Genomic DNA, 14,971 nt, shown 5'->3' on the forward strand with positions numbered 1-14,971 from the left:
AACCCGGAGTAGCGTGCTCGGCATGCTGATTGGCGCCCATGTCCGTGACGACGACCCGTTGACCGCGGTCGCCGAGCGCAAAGCCGACGTCGTCCAGTTCTTCCTTTCCGACCCCCAGGGCTGGAAGGCACCGAAGCCGCACCCCCACGGGGAGGCGATCGCGGCCGACCCCGTCGAAGTGTTCATCCACTCCCCCTACCTCATCAACGTGGCCTCGCTGAACAACAAGATCCGGATCCCGTCCCGCAAGAACGTCACGCAGCACGCGGACGGCGCCGCGGCGGTCGGCGCGAAGGGCCTGATCGTGCACGGCGGGCACGTCGGCGCGAACGACGACGTCGAGGCCGGCCTGGACAACTGGCGCAAGCTGTTCGAGCGCGAGCAGGAGAAGGGCGGCTTCAAGGTCCCGATCCTGATCGAGAACACCGCCGGCGGCGAGAACGCGATCACACGCGACCTCGAGGTCATCGCCCGGCTGTGGGACAAGGTCGGCGAGTTCGGCGCCGGGTTCTGCCTGGACACCTGCCACGCGTTCGCCGCCGGCTGGGACCTCGCGACCGCCGTCGAGAAGGTCAAGGCGATCACGGGCCGGATCGACCTCGTGCACCTCAACAACTCCCGCGACGAGTTCGGCTCGACCCGCGACCGGCACGCGAACGTCGTCGAGGGTGACGGCACCATCGACCCGGACGCGCTGGTCGAGGTGGCCAAGGCGGCGGGCGCCCCGGTCGTCGTCGAAACCCCGCCCGACGGGCAGGCCACCGACATCGCGTACCTGCGGGAGAAGCTCGGTTAGACGGCCGCGGCCTTCCGGCGGTGGCGGACGGCGTTCGGGACGATCACGTCCCGGGCGCCGTCGAGGAACCCGCCGGCCGGGTCGTCGTCGCCGGCGGCCCGGACCAGGTCGGCCGCCGGGCGGTAGATCTCCCGGACCACCAGCACGCAGAGCCCGGCCACGGCGAGGTCGCGCAGCACGACCGTGCCGAGGAACCAGCCCTCGGGCAGGCCCTTGTGGTCGACGCCGAGGTAGTAGAACATCCGCGGCACCCAGACCAGCGCGTCGAGCAGCATCCAGCCGAGCAGCAGCCGCCAGCGCGGGATCGCCAGCACCGCCAGCGGCACCAGCCACAGCGAGTACTGCGGGCTCCACACCTTGTTCGTCAGCAGGAACGCGGCCACGACGAGGAACGCGAGCTGGCCGACGCGCGGCCGTCTCGGCGCCGCGAGCGCGATGTACGCGATTCCCGCGCAGCAGGTCAGGAACAGCACCGCGACCGTGAGGTTCAGGTACGTCGGGCTCTGGTTCTGCTGCAGCACGCCGTCGAACCCGGCCCAGCCGGTGGCGTACGAGATCACGTTGTACAGCGAGTCCGGGTCCATCGGCCGCAGGGTGCTCATGCGGAAGAACTCCCACCAGCCGCGCGTGGCGGTGAGGATGAACGGCGCGTTCACCACCACCCACGTCACGACGGCCGCGGCCGCGGTTTTCCAGAACGGCGTCAGCTTCCCCGCGCGCAGGCACAGCACGAACAGCACGCCGAGCAGGAACAGCGGGTACAGCTTGGCCGTCGCGCCCAGCCCGAGCAGCAGGCCGGCGAGCGCGGGCCGCTTGCGCGCCCAGGCGAGCAGCCCGGTCGCGGTGAACGCCGTCGCGATCGTGTCGAAGTTGGTGAACGCGTGCACCAGCACCAGCGGCGAGATCGCCACCAGCACCATGTCCCACGGCCGGCGTTTCATCGTCCGGCCGGTCGCCCACACGGTGACCAGCCAGGCCAGCGCCAGGAAGAACGCGGTGATGTCGAAGTAGACCGCCACCGGCAGCGCGCCCGGCAGCCAGCCGCTCTGGGCGACGTTCAACCAGCCCGCCGCGAGCTTCGCGTTCGCCCACTGGAACAGCCCGGTGAACGTCGGGTACTCCATGTACCGGGTGTTGTTCTCCGCGGTCTGCGAGCTTTCCTTCCACGACGTGTAGTACGGGAAGGTGCTCGGCCGGTCGAGCCGCTCGGAGCTGTAGAGCGGCACGATGTCGGAGTAGCACATCGCGACGAACGGACGGCCCGCGCGCCAGTCGAGCTGGGTGGCGCCGCTGGAGTCCTGGTACTGCTGGATGCACGAGCCCTTGCCGAACCAGCAGAGCATCAGCGCCAGCGTCGCCAGCAGCAGGCCGACCCGCTGGGGGGACCAGAACCAGTGCCTGCCGACCGCCGCGTGCTCGCCGAGCGGGCCCCCGACGGGTCTGGTCACCGCGGCCGCGAGGGGTTCGGTCCAACTCGGGACGACCCGATCCGCCCTGCTCAGCGTCACGGGGCCGGCGTCCGGCTCGCGGGTGGTCTCCTCTGGCACGAGGCGGATGTTATCGGTGAACGGCGAGCACTGTGGTGAAGCCGACGATCATGCCGGATTCGCGTAGTACGAGGCCAGGACCTCGGCGGCCGCGCCGCGCGTGACGATCTCTTCGCCGAAGGAGTCCTCGACGACCTCGATCCGCTGCCAGTGCGGCAGCGGCAGCAGCTCCTCCAGGCGGGCCGAGACGCCTTCCCGGTAGACGTCCGGTTCGTCCCGCACAGCGCGTCCGGCCAGCACGATCCGCTCGAGGTCGAGCACCTGCACGAGGTCGGCGAGCCCGATCCCGAGGAACCCGGCGGCGGCGCGGGTGTCGGGCGCCTGTTTGGCCATGATCTCGACGCAGCCGCGTCGCCCGCAGGCGCAGCGCGGCCCGTCGTAGGCGATCGTGGTGTGCCCGAACTCACCCGCGTTGGTCCGCGGGCCGCGGTAGAGCCGCCCGTCGATCAGCAGGCCGACGCCGATGCCGGTGCCGACGAGCACCACCGCGGTCGCGGTCGGCTCGCCGTGCGGCCAGAGCTGGGCGAACGCGGCGGAGTTGGTGTTCTTGTCGAGCGTCACGGCCAGCCCGGTGCGCTTTTCGAGCAGCTCACGCAGGGGGACGTCGTGCCAGCCCGGCATGTTGGTCGCGTCGCGGACGAGGCCGGCGAGGTGGTCCAGCGGGCCGACCGCGCCGAGGCCGAGGCCGAGCACGTCGAAGCCGTCGGCGAGCTCGAGCGCGGCGGCGCCGATCGCTTCGACGGCCTGTTCGGGCGTGAAGCCGACGGGCAGCGGGCCGCCCGCCGTCTCCTCGACCTCGCCGATGAGGTTGGTGCGCAGCACGCGGAACTCGTCGCGGTCGAGCCGGGCGCCGAGCGCGTGCTTGGCGCCGGCGCGCACGGTCAGCTGGGTGCGGGGTTTGCCGACGCCCACGGACGGCTGACGCTCCTCGTCCAGCAGGCCGGCGTCGAGGAGTTCGGGCACGATCTTCGAGACGGCCTGCTGGGTCAGCCCGGTCCGGCCGGCGAGCTCGACGCGGCTGAGGCCGCCGGCCCGCAGGATGTGGGAAAGCAGGAGGGCGCGGTTGTGCTCGCGCACGTTGCGCAGGTTCCTCCCGGTGGCCGCCATGGTGAGATCTTCGCACGCCTGGCCAATTACGCAACACTGTTGTTTAATGGGGGCCATGGCTGACGACTTGCGCGTGGGGATCCTCGGGTACGGCATCGGCGGACGGGTGTTCCACGCGCCGCTGGTCGCCGCGACCCCCGGCCTGACCCCCGCGGTGATCACGACGTCGAGCAACGCCGCCCAGGCGCGCGCCGACCACCCGGGCGCGGAGGTCGTGCCCGGCGCGGACGCGCTGTTCGAGCGGGCGGCCGACCTCGACCTCGTGGTGGTCAGCACCCCGAACCGCACCCACGTGCCGCTCGCGCTGCGGGCCATCGAAGCCGGCCTGCCGGTGGTCGTCGACAAGCCCTTCGCGCCGACCGCGCTCGAAGCCGAGCAGATCGTCGCCGCGGCGAAGGCGGCCGGTGTCGGCCTCACGGTCTTCCAGAACCGGCGGCTCGACTCCGACTTCCTCACCGTGCGCAAGGTCCTCGAGTCCGGCCGGCTCGGCGAGGTGTTCCGCTTCGAGTCCCGCTACGACCGCTGGGTGCCCAAGCCCAAGGACAACTGGCGCGAGTTCGGCGACCCGGCCGAGGCCGGCGGGCTGCTCTACGACCTCGGCGCGCACATCGTCGACCAGGCGCTGCAGCTGTTCGGCCCGGTCACGCAGGTCTACGCCGAGGTCGACCGGCGCCGCGCCGGCGTCCAGGTCGACGATGACGTCTTCGTCGCGCTTCGCCACGCCAACGGTGTCCGCTCACACCTGTGGGCGACCGCGCTCGCCGGCACCCTGAACCCGCGGTTCCGCCTCCTCGGCGACCGCGCGACGTTCACGAAGTTCGGCCTCGACGTGCAGGAACCGCAGATCAAGGCGGGCATGCGCCCCGGCGACGAAGGCTGGGGCGTGGAACCGGCGGCGGACACCGGGAAGATCGGCGTCGGCAACGACCTCAAGACCGTGCCGACCGAAACCGGCCGCTACGAGCAGTTCTACGCGCAGGTGCGTGACGCGCTGCGCGGTGAAGGCGAGTTCCCGGTCGACCCCGCGTCCTCGGTCGAGGCGCTGCGGGTGATCGAGGCCGCGCACCGCTCCGGCGTGGAAGGAACCGTCGTCAAGCTCTGACGACCCTGGACTGGCCGTGACGCCGATGTCCCCCAGCTCCGACGTCACGGCCACCTTCCTCGCTCAGCCGTCCGGGTCCGGGTCACCGCTCTGACCCGAGTCGTTGCCGTTCCCGTTCCGGTTGCGCTGGCGGTCCTGGAGCTCCTGCAGCCGTTGCTGGAACTGCCGCAGCTGGTCCAGCTGCTGCTGGCGGTTGCCGGGCTGGGCCTGCTGCTGGTTCCGCGGGTCGCGCTGCTGTTGCTGCTGCTGCTGAGGCGGCGACGGAAGCTGCACCTCCACCCGGTCCTGCGGTGAGCTGATCGCCGCCACCCGGTCGAAGCGCTCCGCCGGTTTGCCCGTCAGGTACAGCTGCATGAAGCGGTCCCAGATCGGCCCGGCGAGCGTCGAGCCGAACAGCGGGGTCCCGCCCGGGCCGCGCAACGCCTTGTCCCCGTCGCTGCCGACCCAGACCGCCGCCGACACCGACGGGGTGTACCCGACCATCCACGTCTGCGAGTTGGCGTTCGCGGCGGACGCGGGTTCGTCGTTCTGCGGCGTGTGCTGCTGCGTTCCCGTCTTGCCCGCGCACTCGTGGCCGGCCGGGCAGGTCAGCCGGGAGAACTGGATGACCGGCGCGAGCGCCGCCGTCACGTTGCCCGCGATCTGCGCGCTGCGGGACGCGTCGTTGTCGGCGAAGGCGTCGGTCGAGCGGTCCTTGGCCTCGTACGCCGTTTCGCCGTTCGCGTTGGTCACCTTCTGGACGAAGTGGCGGTCGCGCTGGACGCCGTTGGCCGCGAACGTCGCGTACCCCGAGGCCATGTCCGCCGCGGTCACCTGGGTGTCCCCGCCGCCGATCGAGATGTTGTTGTCGCCGGTGAAGAGCTTGCTGCGGCCGCCGTTGTCCGACGTCCGGATGCCCGCCTCCTGCGCGGCTTCCGCCACGCCGGACGGCTTCGTCACGTTGAGCACCATGTCGTAGAACACGGTGTTGGTGGACCGCTGCATCGCCTCCGCGACAGTGCACTCCTCGGAGCAGCTGCTGCTGTCGCCGGCGTTGCGGATCGGGAGGTCGACGCCGGGGAACGTGCGCGGGGACGTGCCGTCGAACCGCGCGTCCAGGCCGCGGCCGAGCTTGAGGAACGCCGCCAGGTCGAACGGCTTCATCGACGACCCGGGGTTGTGCGGTTCGTCGGCCCAGTCGCGGCCGGCCTGGTCCTCGCCGTTCGGGCCCTTCACGATCGGCTCGCCACCGTGGTAGGCGAGCACCCCGCCGGTCTTCGGGTCGACGGCCACCAGCGCGTTGAGGATCCGGTCGTCGGTCTGGTCGGCCATGCCCTCGGACACCGCCTGCTCGGCCGCCTGCTGCGCCCGCGGGTCGATGGTGGTGAACACCTGGAACCCGCCGGAGTAGTACTGCTTCTCGTCGATGCCCTGCGCGGCCAGCTCGGCCTTGACCTGCTTCTTGATGAACGGGTTCAGCGCGCCCGCGTCCCGGCTCTCCCGCAGCGGGATCGGCGTCGGGAACTTCGCGGCGGCGCGCTGGGCCTGGGTCAGGTAGCCGTTCTTCAGCATCCGGTCGAGCGCGGTGGTCCAGCGGCTCGTGGCGACGGCGGTGTTCTCGGACCGGCCCGGCTGCTGGATCAGCCCGGCCAGCAGCGCCGACTGGGAGTAGTCGAGCTGGCCGACGTCCTTGCCGAAGTAGGCCTGCGCGGCGGCCTGGACACCGTAGGCGCCGCGGCCGAAGTAGATGATGTTGAGGTAGGCGGTGATGATGTCCGCCTTCTCGTAGGTCTGGTTCATCTTGAACGACTTCGCGAGCTCGACCCACTTGCGCGTCAGCGTCGGGTCGTCGTCGCCGGAGGCGTTCTTGATGTACTGCTGGGAAATCGTCGACCCGCCGCCCGAACCGCCGGTGACCTGGTTGTACGCGGCGCGGAGGATGCCGCCGACGTCAAAACCGGAGTTGGTCTCGAACGACGCGTCCTCGGTGGCGATCACGGCTTTCTTGACGACATCCGGGATCTGGTTCGCCACGAGGATCTGCCGGTTGCCGCCGGTGGGCACGTCCTTGCCCATCTCGGTGCCGTCGCTGAACAGGTAGGTCACGGCCTGGCCCTGCGCCTGCGCGACGGTCTCCGGCGAGGGGACGTCGACGGCGAGGTAGGTGATCACGAACGCGACGGCGGGAACCACGAAGAACACGCCGGCGACGACGTACCCGATCCGCCGGATCCGCCGCCAGCGCCGTTTCCGCAGGTCCTGGGCGGTGAGCGGACGCGGCCGGCGCGGCGGCTGCCCGGGCCGCTGCCGCCGGATCGGCACGGTCGGCGGCTCGTCGGGCTCGGTGCCGTTGTGGGCGTGGTGGGTGATCAGCTCCGGCTCGGCGCCCAGCAGCCCGGAGCGTGGCGCCGGCCGGCGGGCACGACGACGTGGGTCAGGCTGCCGCCCGGGTGACGTGCGGTCGTTGCTCACGGGCCGTCCTCCACGGTGGGCTGCGGACGCAGTCCTCTCGTAGGCACACGGACCGCGGCCCACCGTGGTTCACCCGGCTAGTTCTCCTGTTCGTCGGTCTTCGACGGTGGAGTGTCCTTCGAAGTCGGCGTCTTCGTGTGCTTCGGCGTGGTGGTCGGCGACGAGTTCTCGTTGCTCTGATGGCCGCCGGGCTGGTTGCCGTCGTCGGGGTTGCCGCCGGTGCTCTCGTCCGTCGGGGGCGCGTCCGTGGTCGTCACGACGTCGGAGGACGGCGGGGGCGCCACCTCACCGCCGATGCGGTCGACCTTGTCGAACTTCTCACCCGGCTTGCCGGTCAGGTACAGCGACAGGAACTTCTGCCACATCGGGCCGGCGATCGTCGAGCCGTAGATCGGCGAGTTGTTCTTGCCGTGCAGCGGCTTGTTGCCGTCGCCACCGACCCAGGCCGCCACCGAGACCGACGGGGTGTAGCCGACCATCCACGTCTGCGAGTTCGCGTTCGCCGCCCAGGACGGCTCACCCGCGACCTTCGTGTGCTGCTGCGTCCCGGTCTTGCCGGCGCACTCGTGGCCGTTCGGGCACTTCAGCTTCGAGAACCCGATGACCGGCTTCAGCGACTCGGTGACGTTCCCGGCGATCTGGCGGCTCTTGTCCGCGTCGCTGTCGAACGCCGGCTTGGCGTCGGTCGTGGCCTCGTACGCGACCTCACCCTGCGAGTTGGACACCTTCTGCACGAAGTGCCGCGCGCGCTGCTCGCCGTTGGCCGCGAACGTGGCGTACGCCGAGGCCATGTCGGCCGGCGTGATCTGGGTTTCGCCACCGCCGAGGGAGATGTTGTTGTCCTTGGTGGAGATGATCGACTGGCCGCCGTCGTCGTTCTTGGTCTTCACGCCGGCTTCCCGCGCCGCGTCCTTGACCGGGCCCTGCTTGGTCTGGTTGAGGACCATGTCGTAGAACACCGTGTTCGCCGAGCGTTCCATCGCCTCGGCGACCGTGCACTGCTGCGAGCAGCTGCTGCCCGGGCCGGCGTTGCGCACGACACGGCCGTCGAACGTGCGGTTGTTCGAGCCGTCGAACGTCGCGTCGAGGCCCTTGCCCATCTTGAGGAACGCCGTGAGGTCGAACGGCTTCATCGACGAACCCGGGTTCTGCGGGGTGTTCGCCCAGTCGCGCCCGGCCTGGTCCTGCCCGTTGACCTGCACGATCGGCTTGCCGCCGTAGTAGGCGAGCACCCCGCCGGTCTTCGGGTCGACGGCGACGAGCGCGTTGAGCAGGTTGTCGTCCACCTGGCCTTCGAGCGCCTCGGTGGCCGCCTGTTCCGCGGCCTGCTGGGCCTTGGGGTCGATCGTGGTCTGCACCTGGAAACCGCCGGAGTAGTAGCGGTCTTCGGGGATGTCGTGCGCGGCCAGCTCGTCCTTCACCTGCTGCACGACGAACGCGGGCGGCGCGCCGGCCTGCTGCTTGCTGTCCTCGAGCGGGATCGGCGTCGGGAACTGCGCCGAAGCGCGGTCGGCCGCGGAGATGTAGTTGTTCTTCACCATCCGGTCGAGCGCGGTGTTCCAGCGGTCGTTCGCGACCTTGGGGTTCTCCGAGCGGCCCGGCTGCTGGATCAGGCCGGCCAGCAGCGCGGCCTCCGAGAAGCTGAGGTCCTTCGCTTCCTTGTGGAAGAAGGCCTGCGAAGCCGCGCCCACCCCGTACGCGCCGCGCCCGAAGTAGATGATGTTCAGGTACGCGGTGATGATGTCCTTCTTCTCGTACGTCTGGTTCATCTTGAAGGACTTGGCCAGCTCGGTCCACTTGCGCGTCAACGTCGGGGCGTCGTTGTCGGTGGCCTTCTTGATGTACTGCTGCGAAATCGTCGAACCACCGCCGGCGCCGCCGGTGGCCTGGTTGTAGACCGCGCGCAGCAGGCCGCCGATGTCGAAGCCGGAGTTGGTCTCGAACGAGTCGTCCTCGGTCGCGATCGCCGCGTGCTTCATGACGTCGGGGATCTGGTCCGGGGTCAGCAGCACCCGGTTGCCGCCGCGGGGGACGTCCTTGCCCATCGGCGAGCCGTCCGAGAAGAGGTAGGTGACCGCCTGGCTCTGGTTCTGCGCGACCTCGGTCGGCGACGGGACGTCGACCAGGAAGTACGTGATGACGAACGCGATCGCGGGCAGCACCATGAACACCCCGACGAAGGCGTAGGCGACCCGCCGGATGATCTTCCAGCGCCGCTTCTTGCGCTGCGCCGGAGTCAGCTCGGGTTTGCCGTCGCCTTCGGGCCGGACGTCGTCGTCGTAGGCGTCCGGCTCCTCGTACGCGTGGTGCGTCATCAGCTCGGGGCCGCCGCTCATCGGCGGCGGCTCGGGCCGGTACCCGCGCGAAGGCGGCGGTTGCCGCGGTGGCTGTTGCTGCTGCCACTGCTGCTGTTGCGGGCGGCGCGGGGCCTGGCCGGGCGGACCCTGGGGTGCGCGACGGCGCGGATCGGGACCCTGGCCGGGCCAGGAGCGGGATCGATCGTCGGGCACGGGTCCGTCCTCCAGTATTCCGCGGGGCTTCGCCCCGAGCCGGGGGCTCCGCCACCCGGAGCCCCCGAAAAACGGTGTGTGTGCGGGCAGCGACAACCGCCGCCCCCTTTGAGAAAGGACGTGCGAAATGCGTCCGGGTTGCCGAAACGATCTTCCTGAAACGCTTCAGGGCCCTCCGCGCGTTCGCGAAGGGCCCTGAAGGAGGACGTTCTAGCCGGGCCCGGAGCCCGGTGGCTGGGCGAACCCACCACCACCGCCACCGTTGTTGTTGCCGAGCGGGAACGTCGGGGTCTCACCCGGGCCGGGCCGCGTCGGCCGGCCTGGCTTCGTCTCCGTGTTCGTGTCGGTGTTCGTCGGTTCGGTGCTCTCGGACGACTCCGGCGTGGTCGGCGTCGTGGTGACGCTCGGCGTCTCCGACGGCTTCGACGGCGTGGTCGTCACCTCGTTGACGTCCTTGCCGATCGCCTGGACCTTGTCGAACTTCTCCGCCGGTTTGCCCTTGAGGTAGAGGTTCATGAAGTTCTGCCACGTCGGACCGGCGATGGTGGCACCGAAGATCGGCTTGCCCTTCGGGTCGTGCAGCGGCTTGTTGCCGTCACCGCCGACCCAGACCGCGGCCGACACGGACGGGGTGTAGCCCACCATCCAGGTCTGCGCGTTGCGGTCCTTGTACGAAGCCGGGTCGCTGTCCTTCGCCGTGTACTGCTGCGTACCGGTCTTGCCCGCGCACTCGTGACCGGTCGGGCACTTGAGCTTGGAGTGGTCGATGACCGGGACCAGCGCCTCGGTGACGTTGCCCGCGATCTGCTGGCTCTTCGCCGCGTCGTCGTCGAAGGCCGGGTTGGTCTTGATGTTGTTCTCGTCGAACTCCACCTCGTCCTGGCCGTTCGTCAGCTTCGAGACGAAGTGCTGCTCGTGGTAGGTGCCGCCGTTGGCGAACGACGCGTACGCCGCGGCCATGTCCTCCGGCGTCACCGCCGTGCCACCACCACCGAGCGAGATGTTGTTGTCGTCGGTGTAGAGGACGCTCTTGCCGTTCGGCGCGACCTTGACCCCGGCCTCCTTGGCCGCTTCCGCGACCCGTGACGGCTTCGTCACGTTCAGGACCATGTCGTAGAACACGGTGTTCGCCGAGATCTCCATCGCCTTCGCGACGGTGCAGTCCTTGCCGCAGCTCGCGCTGTCACCCGCGTTCCGGACCGTGCGGCCGCCGAGCACCCGGTTGTTCGAGCCGTCGAACGTCTCGCCGAGACCCTTGCCCATCTTCAGGAACGCCGTGAGGTCGAACGCCTTCACCGACGAACCCGGGTTCCGCGCCTGGTTGGCGCGGTCCTGGCCGAGCGCGTCCTTGCCCTGGGGGTCCTTCACCAGCTCGGGCCCGCCGTAGTAGGCGAGCACGCCGCCGGTCTTCGGATCGACGGCGACCAGCGCGTTGAGCAGGTTCTCGTCGGTCTGGCCCTTCATGCCCTCCTGGGTGGCCTGTTCCGCCGCGGCCTGCGCCGCCGGGTCGATCGTGGTGTAGATCTTCGCGCCGGAGGAGAACAGCTTGCCCTCGTCGTAGCCCTTCGCCTCCAGCTCGTCCTTGATCCGCTGCTGGAGCTGGTAGGTCATCTTCCCCGAGTCCTTCTCCTTGTTGGAGTTCTTGGCGATCGGGGTCGGGAACTGGAAGGTCGCGCGCTCGTCCGCGCGGAGCCACTTGTTGGCGACCATCTGGTCCATCACGTACGCCCAGCGCTTTTGGGCGTACGCCTCGTTCTCGGACCGGCTGGGGCCCTGGATCAGACCGGCCAGCAGCGAGGCTTCGGACGCGTTGAGGTCCTTGACGTCCTTGTTGAAGTACGCCTTCGACGCCGCGCCGATGCCGTACGCCCCGCGGCCGAAGAAGACGATGTTCAGGTAGGAAGTGATGATCTCTTCCTTGGACTCCTGGTTGTTCATCTTGAACGACTTCGCCAGCTCGGTCCACTTGCGGGTCAGCGTCTGCTGGTCGTTCTGCGTCGCCTGCTTGATGTACTGCTGGGAGATGGTCGAACCACCGCCTTGGCCGCCGGTCACCTGGGCGAGGACCGCGCGCAGGATGCCGGTGACGTCGAAGCCCGAGTTCGTCTCGAACGTCGCGTCCTCCGCCGAGTACACGGCGTGCTTGACGACCTCCGGCACCTCGCCCGGCTTCAGCAGCTGGTGGTCGCCGGTCGGCGGCGTCTCGCGGCCGATCAGCTGGCCGTTCATGTCGTAGTAGGTGATCGGCTGGCTCTGCAGCGCCTTGACGCTCTCCGGCGTCGGCACGTCGACCAGGAAGTACGTGATGACGAACGCGATCGCGGGGACCACGAAGAACAGCCCGACGCACGCGTACGCGACGCGGCGGACGATCTTCCACCGGCGCTTCTTCTTCTGCGCCGGCGTGAGGATCTTCTTGCCGTTTTCGTCGAGCTCCTCCTGGGGCTCGACGTCGTCGGCGTACTCGTTGAACGCGGCGTCTTCGTAACCGTCGTCGTACGGGTCACGTCCGAAGTCGTCGGTGCCGTTGTGCGCGTGGTGGGTGATCAGGTCCGGCTCGCGGCCCGGCGGCGGCACGGGCCGGCGTCCGGTCTGCTGGCGGAACCCCTGCGGCGGCGAGGCGGGCGGACCCTGCGCCGGGCGCTGCCCGCCCGGGGGGACGGCCCGGCGCGGCGGCATGCCCTGCTGCTGGCGGGGGCGCTGCGGCCGTCGGGGCGGCTGCTCGTCCCCGGCCGGCCACTGGGGCTCGCCTTCGTCGCCGGAGGGCCACTCGGGCGCGGCGCCGCGCGGGTTCCCCCGGGGCGGCGTGCCGCGCTGGGGCCGGCGGGGGGCTTCTTCGCCGGGCCAGGCGGGTCCGGGGTCTTCCCCCGGCCACGGGCCTGACTGGGCACGGCGAGGTGCATCTGGCTCCTGGCCGGGCCAGGAGCGGTTGCGGTCGTCGTTCACGAATGGGCCTCCCAGACCGGCGCCCGGTAGTGCGCCGTTCTGCGCTCTTCAGCGGTTGTGATCCAGCTCACCGGCCTGCGGTCCTTCGTGGACCGTCGGCCGGCTCCCCCGTGCCGAGGACGTACGACCGAACCAGGTGGTTCCAGTGGCACGCTCGGCACACTTCGACGTCGTACACGGTGAACTCGGCGAACCGGCCGGCCATCCTGGCCAGCTCTTCGGGGGTCCTCGCCGAGCCCGCGACGTGCTTGAGTTCGTCACCGTAGACCCAGGACACCAGGGTCAGCGGTTCCTGGCGGCAGATCGGGCAGGGCTGGTCACCGGCCCGGCCGTGGAACTTCGCCGCCCGCAGCAGGTACGGGCTCGCGTCGCAGGCTTCGTAGCTGCCGACGCGTCCAGAGCGGACTTCGGCCAGCAGCGCACGGCGCTGCAGCGCGTAGTCCACGACCTGCCGCTGGTTAATCACCAGGACAGAGTACGGGCTCTTCCTGTGTCGTCCACGCCCCCTAGCGCGGCTGGGCCCCGGTCCGGAGCGGACACGCCGGACGTTCGATAACTCTCCGGTGAATTTCCCCCACTCCAGAGTGAGCGGGCCTGTTGGCTTCGCCACTTCGATGTATCGGGGCGATATAGTGGCTGAGTAGGTTGGATCGAGGCGATCATTCGGAGCAACGCCGGTCGCCACGGTTTGTTCCCGGAAGGGGGTGCGGTGTGCTGGAGTTCGCGATCCTCGGTCTTCTGCACGAAGCGCCCATGCACGGGTATGTGCTGCGCAAGCGGCTGAACGAGACGCTCGGCACGTTCCGGACGTTCTCGTACGGCTCGCTGTACCCGACCCTGCGGCGGCTGCTGCGGGCCGGGTACCTGGTCGAAGAGCTCGACGAAGCCGACGACCGGGCGTGGTCGCGGCGCGGACGCCGGGTCTACAAGCTCACCGCGGAGGGCAAGGAGCGCTTCGGTGAGCTGCTCGGCGACGCCGGGCCGCAGACCTGGGACGACGAAGGCTTCGGCGTTCACCTGGCCTTCTTCTCGCGGACCCCGGCCGACGTCCGGATGCGGATCCTCGAAGGCCGCCGCCGGCGCGTCGAGGAGCGGCGTGAAGGTCTGCGGGCGGCGCTGGCCAGGGCCGAGCAGAAGATCGATCGCTACACCCGCGAGCTGCACCGGCTCGGGCTGGAGACCAGCGAGCGGGAGGTGCGCTGGCTCAACGAGCTGATCGCGCACGAAGAAGCCGAACGGCGGGGTCCCGAGACCTGAGCCGGGCGGTGCGGGCCGCAGCGTCGCGGCACCAGACCTACTGAACAGACACGGATTGAAGGAGAAACCCCCATGGGCGAGAACCGCCGCGTTCGGGTGGCCATCGTGGGCGTCGGCAACTGCGCGGCGTCGCTGGTCCAGGGTGTCCAGTACTACCGCGACGCGGATCCCGCCACGCGGGTCCCGGGTCTGATGCACGTCGACTTCGGCGGGTACCACGTCCGCGACATCGAGTTCGTCGCCGCGTTCGACGTGGACGCCAAGAAGGTCAGCCGTGACCTGTCGGAAGCGATCTTCGCCTCCGAGAACAACACGATCAAGATCGCCGACGTGCCGCCGCTCGGCGTCACCGTCCAGCGCGGCCACACCCACGACGGCCTCGGCCGCTTCTACCGCGAGACGATCGAGGAGTCCGACGAGACCCCGGTCGACATCGTCGCGGCGCTGCGCGAGGCGAAGGCCGACGTGCTCGTGTCGTACCTGCCGGTGGGCTCCGAGGTGGCCGACAAGTTCTACGCCCAGGCCGCGATCGACGCCGGCGTGGCGTTCGTCAACGCGCTGCCGGTGTTCATCGCGTCGGACCCCGAGTGGGCCCAGAAGTTCACCGACGCGGGTGTCCCGATCGTCGGCGACGACATCAAGTCCCAGGTCGGCGCCACCATCACGCACCGCGTCCTGGCGAAGCTGTTCGAGGACCGCGGCGTCCAGCTCGACCGGACGATGCAGCTCAACGTGGGCGGGAACATGGACTTCCTGAACATGAAGGAGCTGGAGCGGCTCGAGTCGAAGAAGATCTCGAAGACCCAGTCCGTCACCTCGCAGGTCGACCGCGACCTCGGCAAGGGCAACGTGCACATCGGGCCGTCGGACTACGTCCAGTGGCTCGACGACCGCAAGTGGGCCTACGTCCGGCTCGAGGGCCGCGCCTTCGGCGACGTGCCGCTGAACCTGGAGTACAAGCTCGAGGTGTGGGACTCGCCGAACTCGGCCGGCATCATCATCGACGCCGTGCGTGCGGCGAAGATCGCCCTCGACCGCGGCATCGGCGGCCCGATCCTGTCGGCGTCGTCCTACTTCATGAAGTCGCCCCCGGAGCAGTACGACGACGCGACCGCCCGCGACGCCGTGGAGAAGTTCATCCGCGGCGAGGTCTGATCCCTCCCCGCCGAGAAGGCCGTCACCGCTGGTGGCGGTCTTCTTCGCATGGTCCACTAAACCGGTGGGGCGGGGTGCGCGTTGGCGTGGTATGAGTGCG

The 14,971-nt window shown here is 69.8% G+C and carries 10 protein-coding genes; 4 read left to right on the forward strand and 6 right to left on the reverse strand.

The genetic code is table 11. The features are described from left to right. Positions 1-22: 22 nt before the first annotated feature. Positions 23-796, forward strand: coding sequence for a deoxyribonuclease IV (locus ACZ61C_RS14490; protein ID WP_465306638.1), 774 nt, complete (start codon positions 23-25; stop codon positions 794-796). On the opposite strand, the gene ACZ61C_RS14495 is transcribed toward ACZ61C_RS14490, so the two are convergent. Beyond that, positions 793-2,343, reverse strand: a complete 1,551-nt coding sequence (locus tag ACZ61C_RS14495; protein ID WP_465306640.1) for a glycosyltransferase family 87 protein — start codon at positions 2,341-2,343, stop codon at positions 793-795. The two genes, ACZ61C_RS14490 and ACZ61C_RS14495, sit on opposite strands and share 4 nt — an antisense overlap. Positions 2,344-2,391: 48 nt before the next feature. Beyond that, complete coding sequence (locus tag ACZ61C_RS14500; RefSeq protein ID WP_465306642.1) at positions 2,392-3,450, reverse strand: ROK family transcriptional regulator; 1,059 nt, start codon at positions 3,448-3,450, stop codon at positions 2,392-2,394. A gap of 55 nt (positions 3,451-3,505) precedes the next feature. On the opposite strand from ACZ61C_RS14500, the gene ACZ61C_RS14505 reads away from it, so the two are divergent. Further along, on the forward strand, positions 3,506-4,552 hold the full coding sequence (locus ACZ61C_RS14505) for a Gfo/Idh/MocA family oxidoreductase (RefSeq protein ID WP_465306644.1): 1,047 nt from the start codon (positions 3,506-3,508) through the stop codon (positions 4,550-4,552). A 63-nt stretch (positions 4,553-4,615) separates the two neighbouring features. Here ACZ61C_RS14505 and ACZ61C_RS14510 read toward each other — a convergent pair whose 3' ends face one another. The 4 genes from ACZ61C_RS14510 to ACZ61C_RS14525 all read right to left on the reverse strand — a co-directional run bounded on the left by ACZ61C_RS14510 (position 4,616) and on the right by ACZ61C_RS14525 (position 12,925). Then, the gene (locus ACZ61C_RS14510; protein WP_465306646.1) at positions 4,616-7,003 is read right to left on the reverse strand and encodes a transglycosylase domain-containing protein; all 2,388 of its coding nucleotides are present in this window, start codon (positions 7,001-7,003) and stop codon (positions 4,616-4,618) included. A 77-nt stretch (positions 7,004-7,080) separates the two neighbouring features. Continuing rightward, positions 7,081-9,339 carry a transglycosylase domain-containing protein gene (locus ACZ61C_RS14515; RefSeq protein ID WP_465307038.1) on the reverse strand — a complete coding sequence of 753 codons (2,259 nt, stop codon included), beginning with the start codon at positions 9,337-9,339 and terminating at the stop codon, positions 7,081-7,083. A gap of 384 nt (positions 9,340-9,723) precedes the next feature. Continuing rightward, positions 9,724-12,192 (reverse strand): transglycosylase domain-containing protein, encoded by a 2,469-nt coding sequence (locus tag ACZ61C_RS14520; protein ID WP_465306648.1) that lies wholly within the window; start codon positions 12,190-12,192, stop codon positions 9,724-9,726. 334 nt (positions 12,193-12,526) lie between these two features. Beyond that, on the reverse strand, positions 12,527-12,925 hold the full coding sequence (locus ACZ61C_RS14525) for a DUF5318 domain-containing protein (RefSeq protein ID WP_329053600.1): 399 nt from the start codon (positions 12,923-12,925) through the stop codon (positions 12,527-12,529). 245 nt (positions 12,926-13,170) lie between these two features. On the opposite strand from ACZ61C_RS14525, the gene ACZ61C_RS14530 reads away from it, so the two are divergent. Both ACZ61C_RS14530 and ACZ61C_RS14535 read left to right on the forward strand, forming a co-directional pair. Next, entirely contained in the window at positions 13,171-13,716 is a 546-nt protein-coding gene (locus tag ACZ61C_RS14530) for a PadR family transcriptional regulator (protein WP_465306650.1), read from the forward strand. A 72-nt stretch (positions 13,717-13,788) separates the two neighbouring features. Then, entirely contained in the window at positions 13,789-14,871 is a 1,083-nt protein-coding gene (locus tag ACZ61C_RS14535; RefSeq protein ID WP_465306652.1) for an inositol-3-phosphate synthase, read from the forward strand. Positions 14,872-14,971 lie beyond the last annotated feature (100 nt).

This window comes from Amycolatopsis sp. NPDC104587, assembly GCF_055583645.1.

Bases quoted from the DNA above. Each gene is read 5' to 3' on its own strand.
- ACZ61C_RS14500 (WP_465306642.1), bottom strand. From the start codon at position 3,450: ATGGCGGCCACCGGGAGGAACCTGCGCAACGTGCGCGAGCACAACCGC.
- ACZ61C_RS14490 (WP_465306638.1), top strand. From the start codon at position 23: ATGCTGATTGGCGCCCATGTCCGTGACGACGACCCGTTGACCGCGGTC.
- ACZ61C_RS14520 (WP_465306648.1), bottom strand. From the start codon at position 12,192: ATGCCGCCGCGCCGGGCCGTCCCCCCGGGCGGGCAGCGCCCGGCGCAG.
- ACZ61C_RS14535 (WP_465306652.1), top strand. From the start codon at position 13,789: ATGGGCGAGAACCGCCGCGTTCGGGTGGCCATCGTGGGCGTCGGCAAC.
- ACZ61C_RS14515 (WP_465307038.1), bottom strand. From the start codon at position 9,339: ATGAGCGGCGGCCCCGAGCTGATGACGCACCACGCGTACGAGGAGCCG.
- ACZ61C_RS14505 (WP_465306644.1), top strand. From the start codon at position 3,506: ATGGCTGACGACTTGCGCGTGGGGATCCTCGGGTACGGCATCGGCGGA.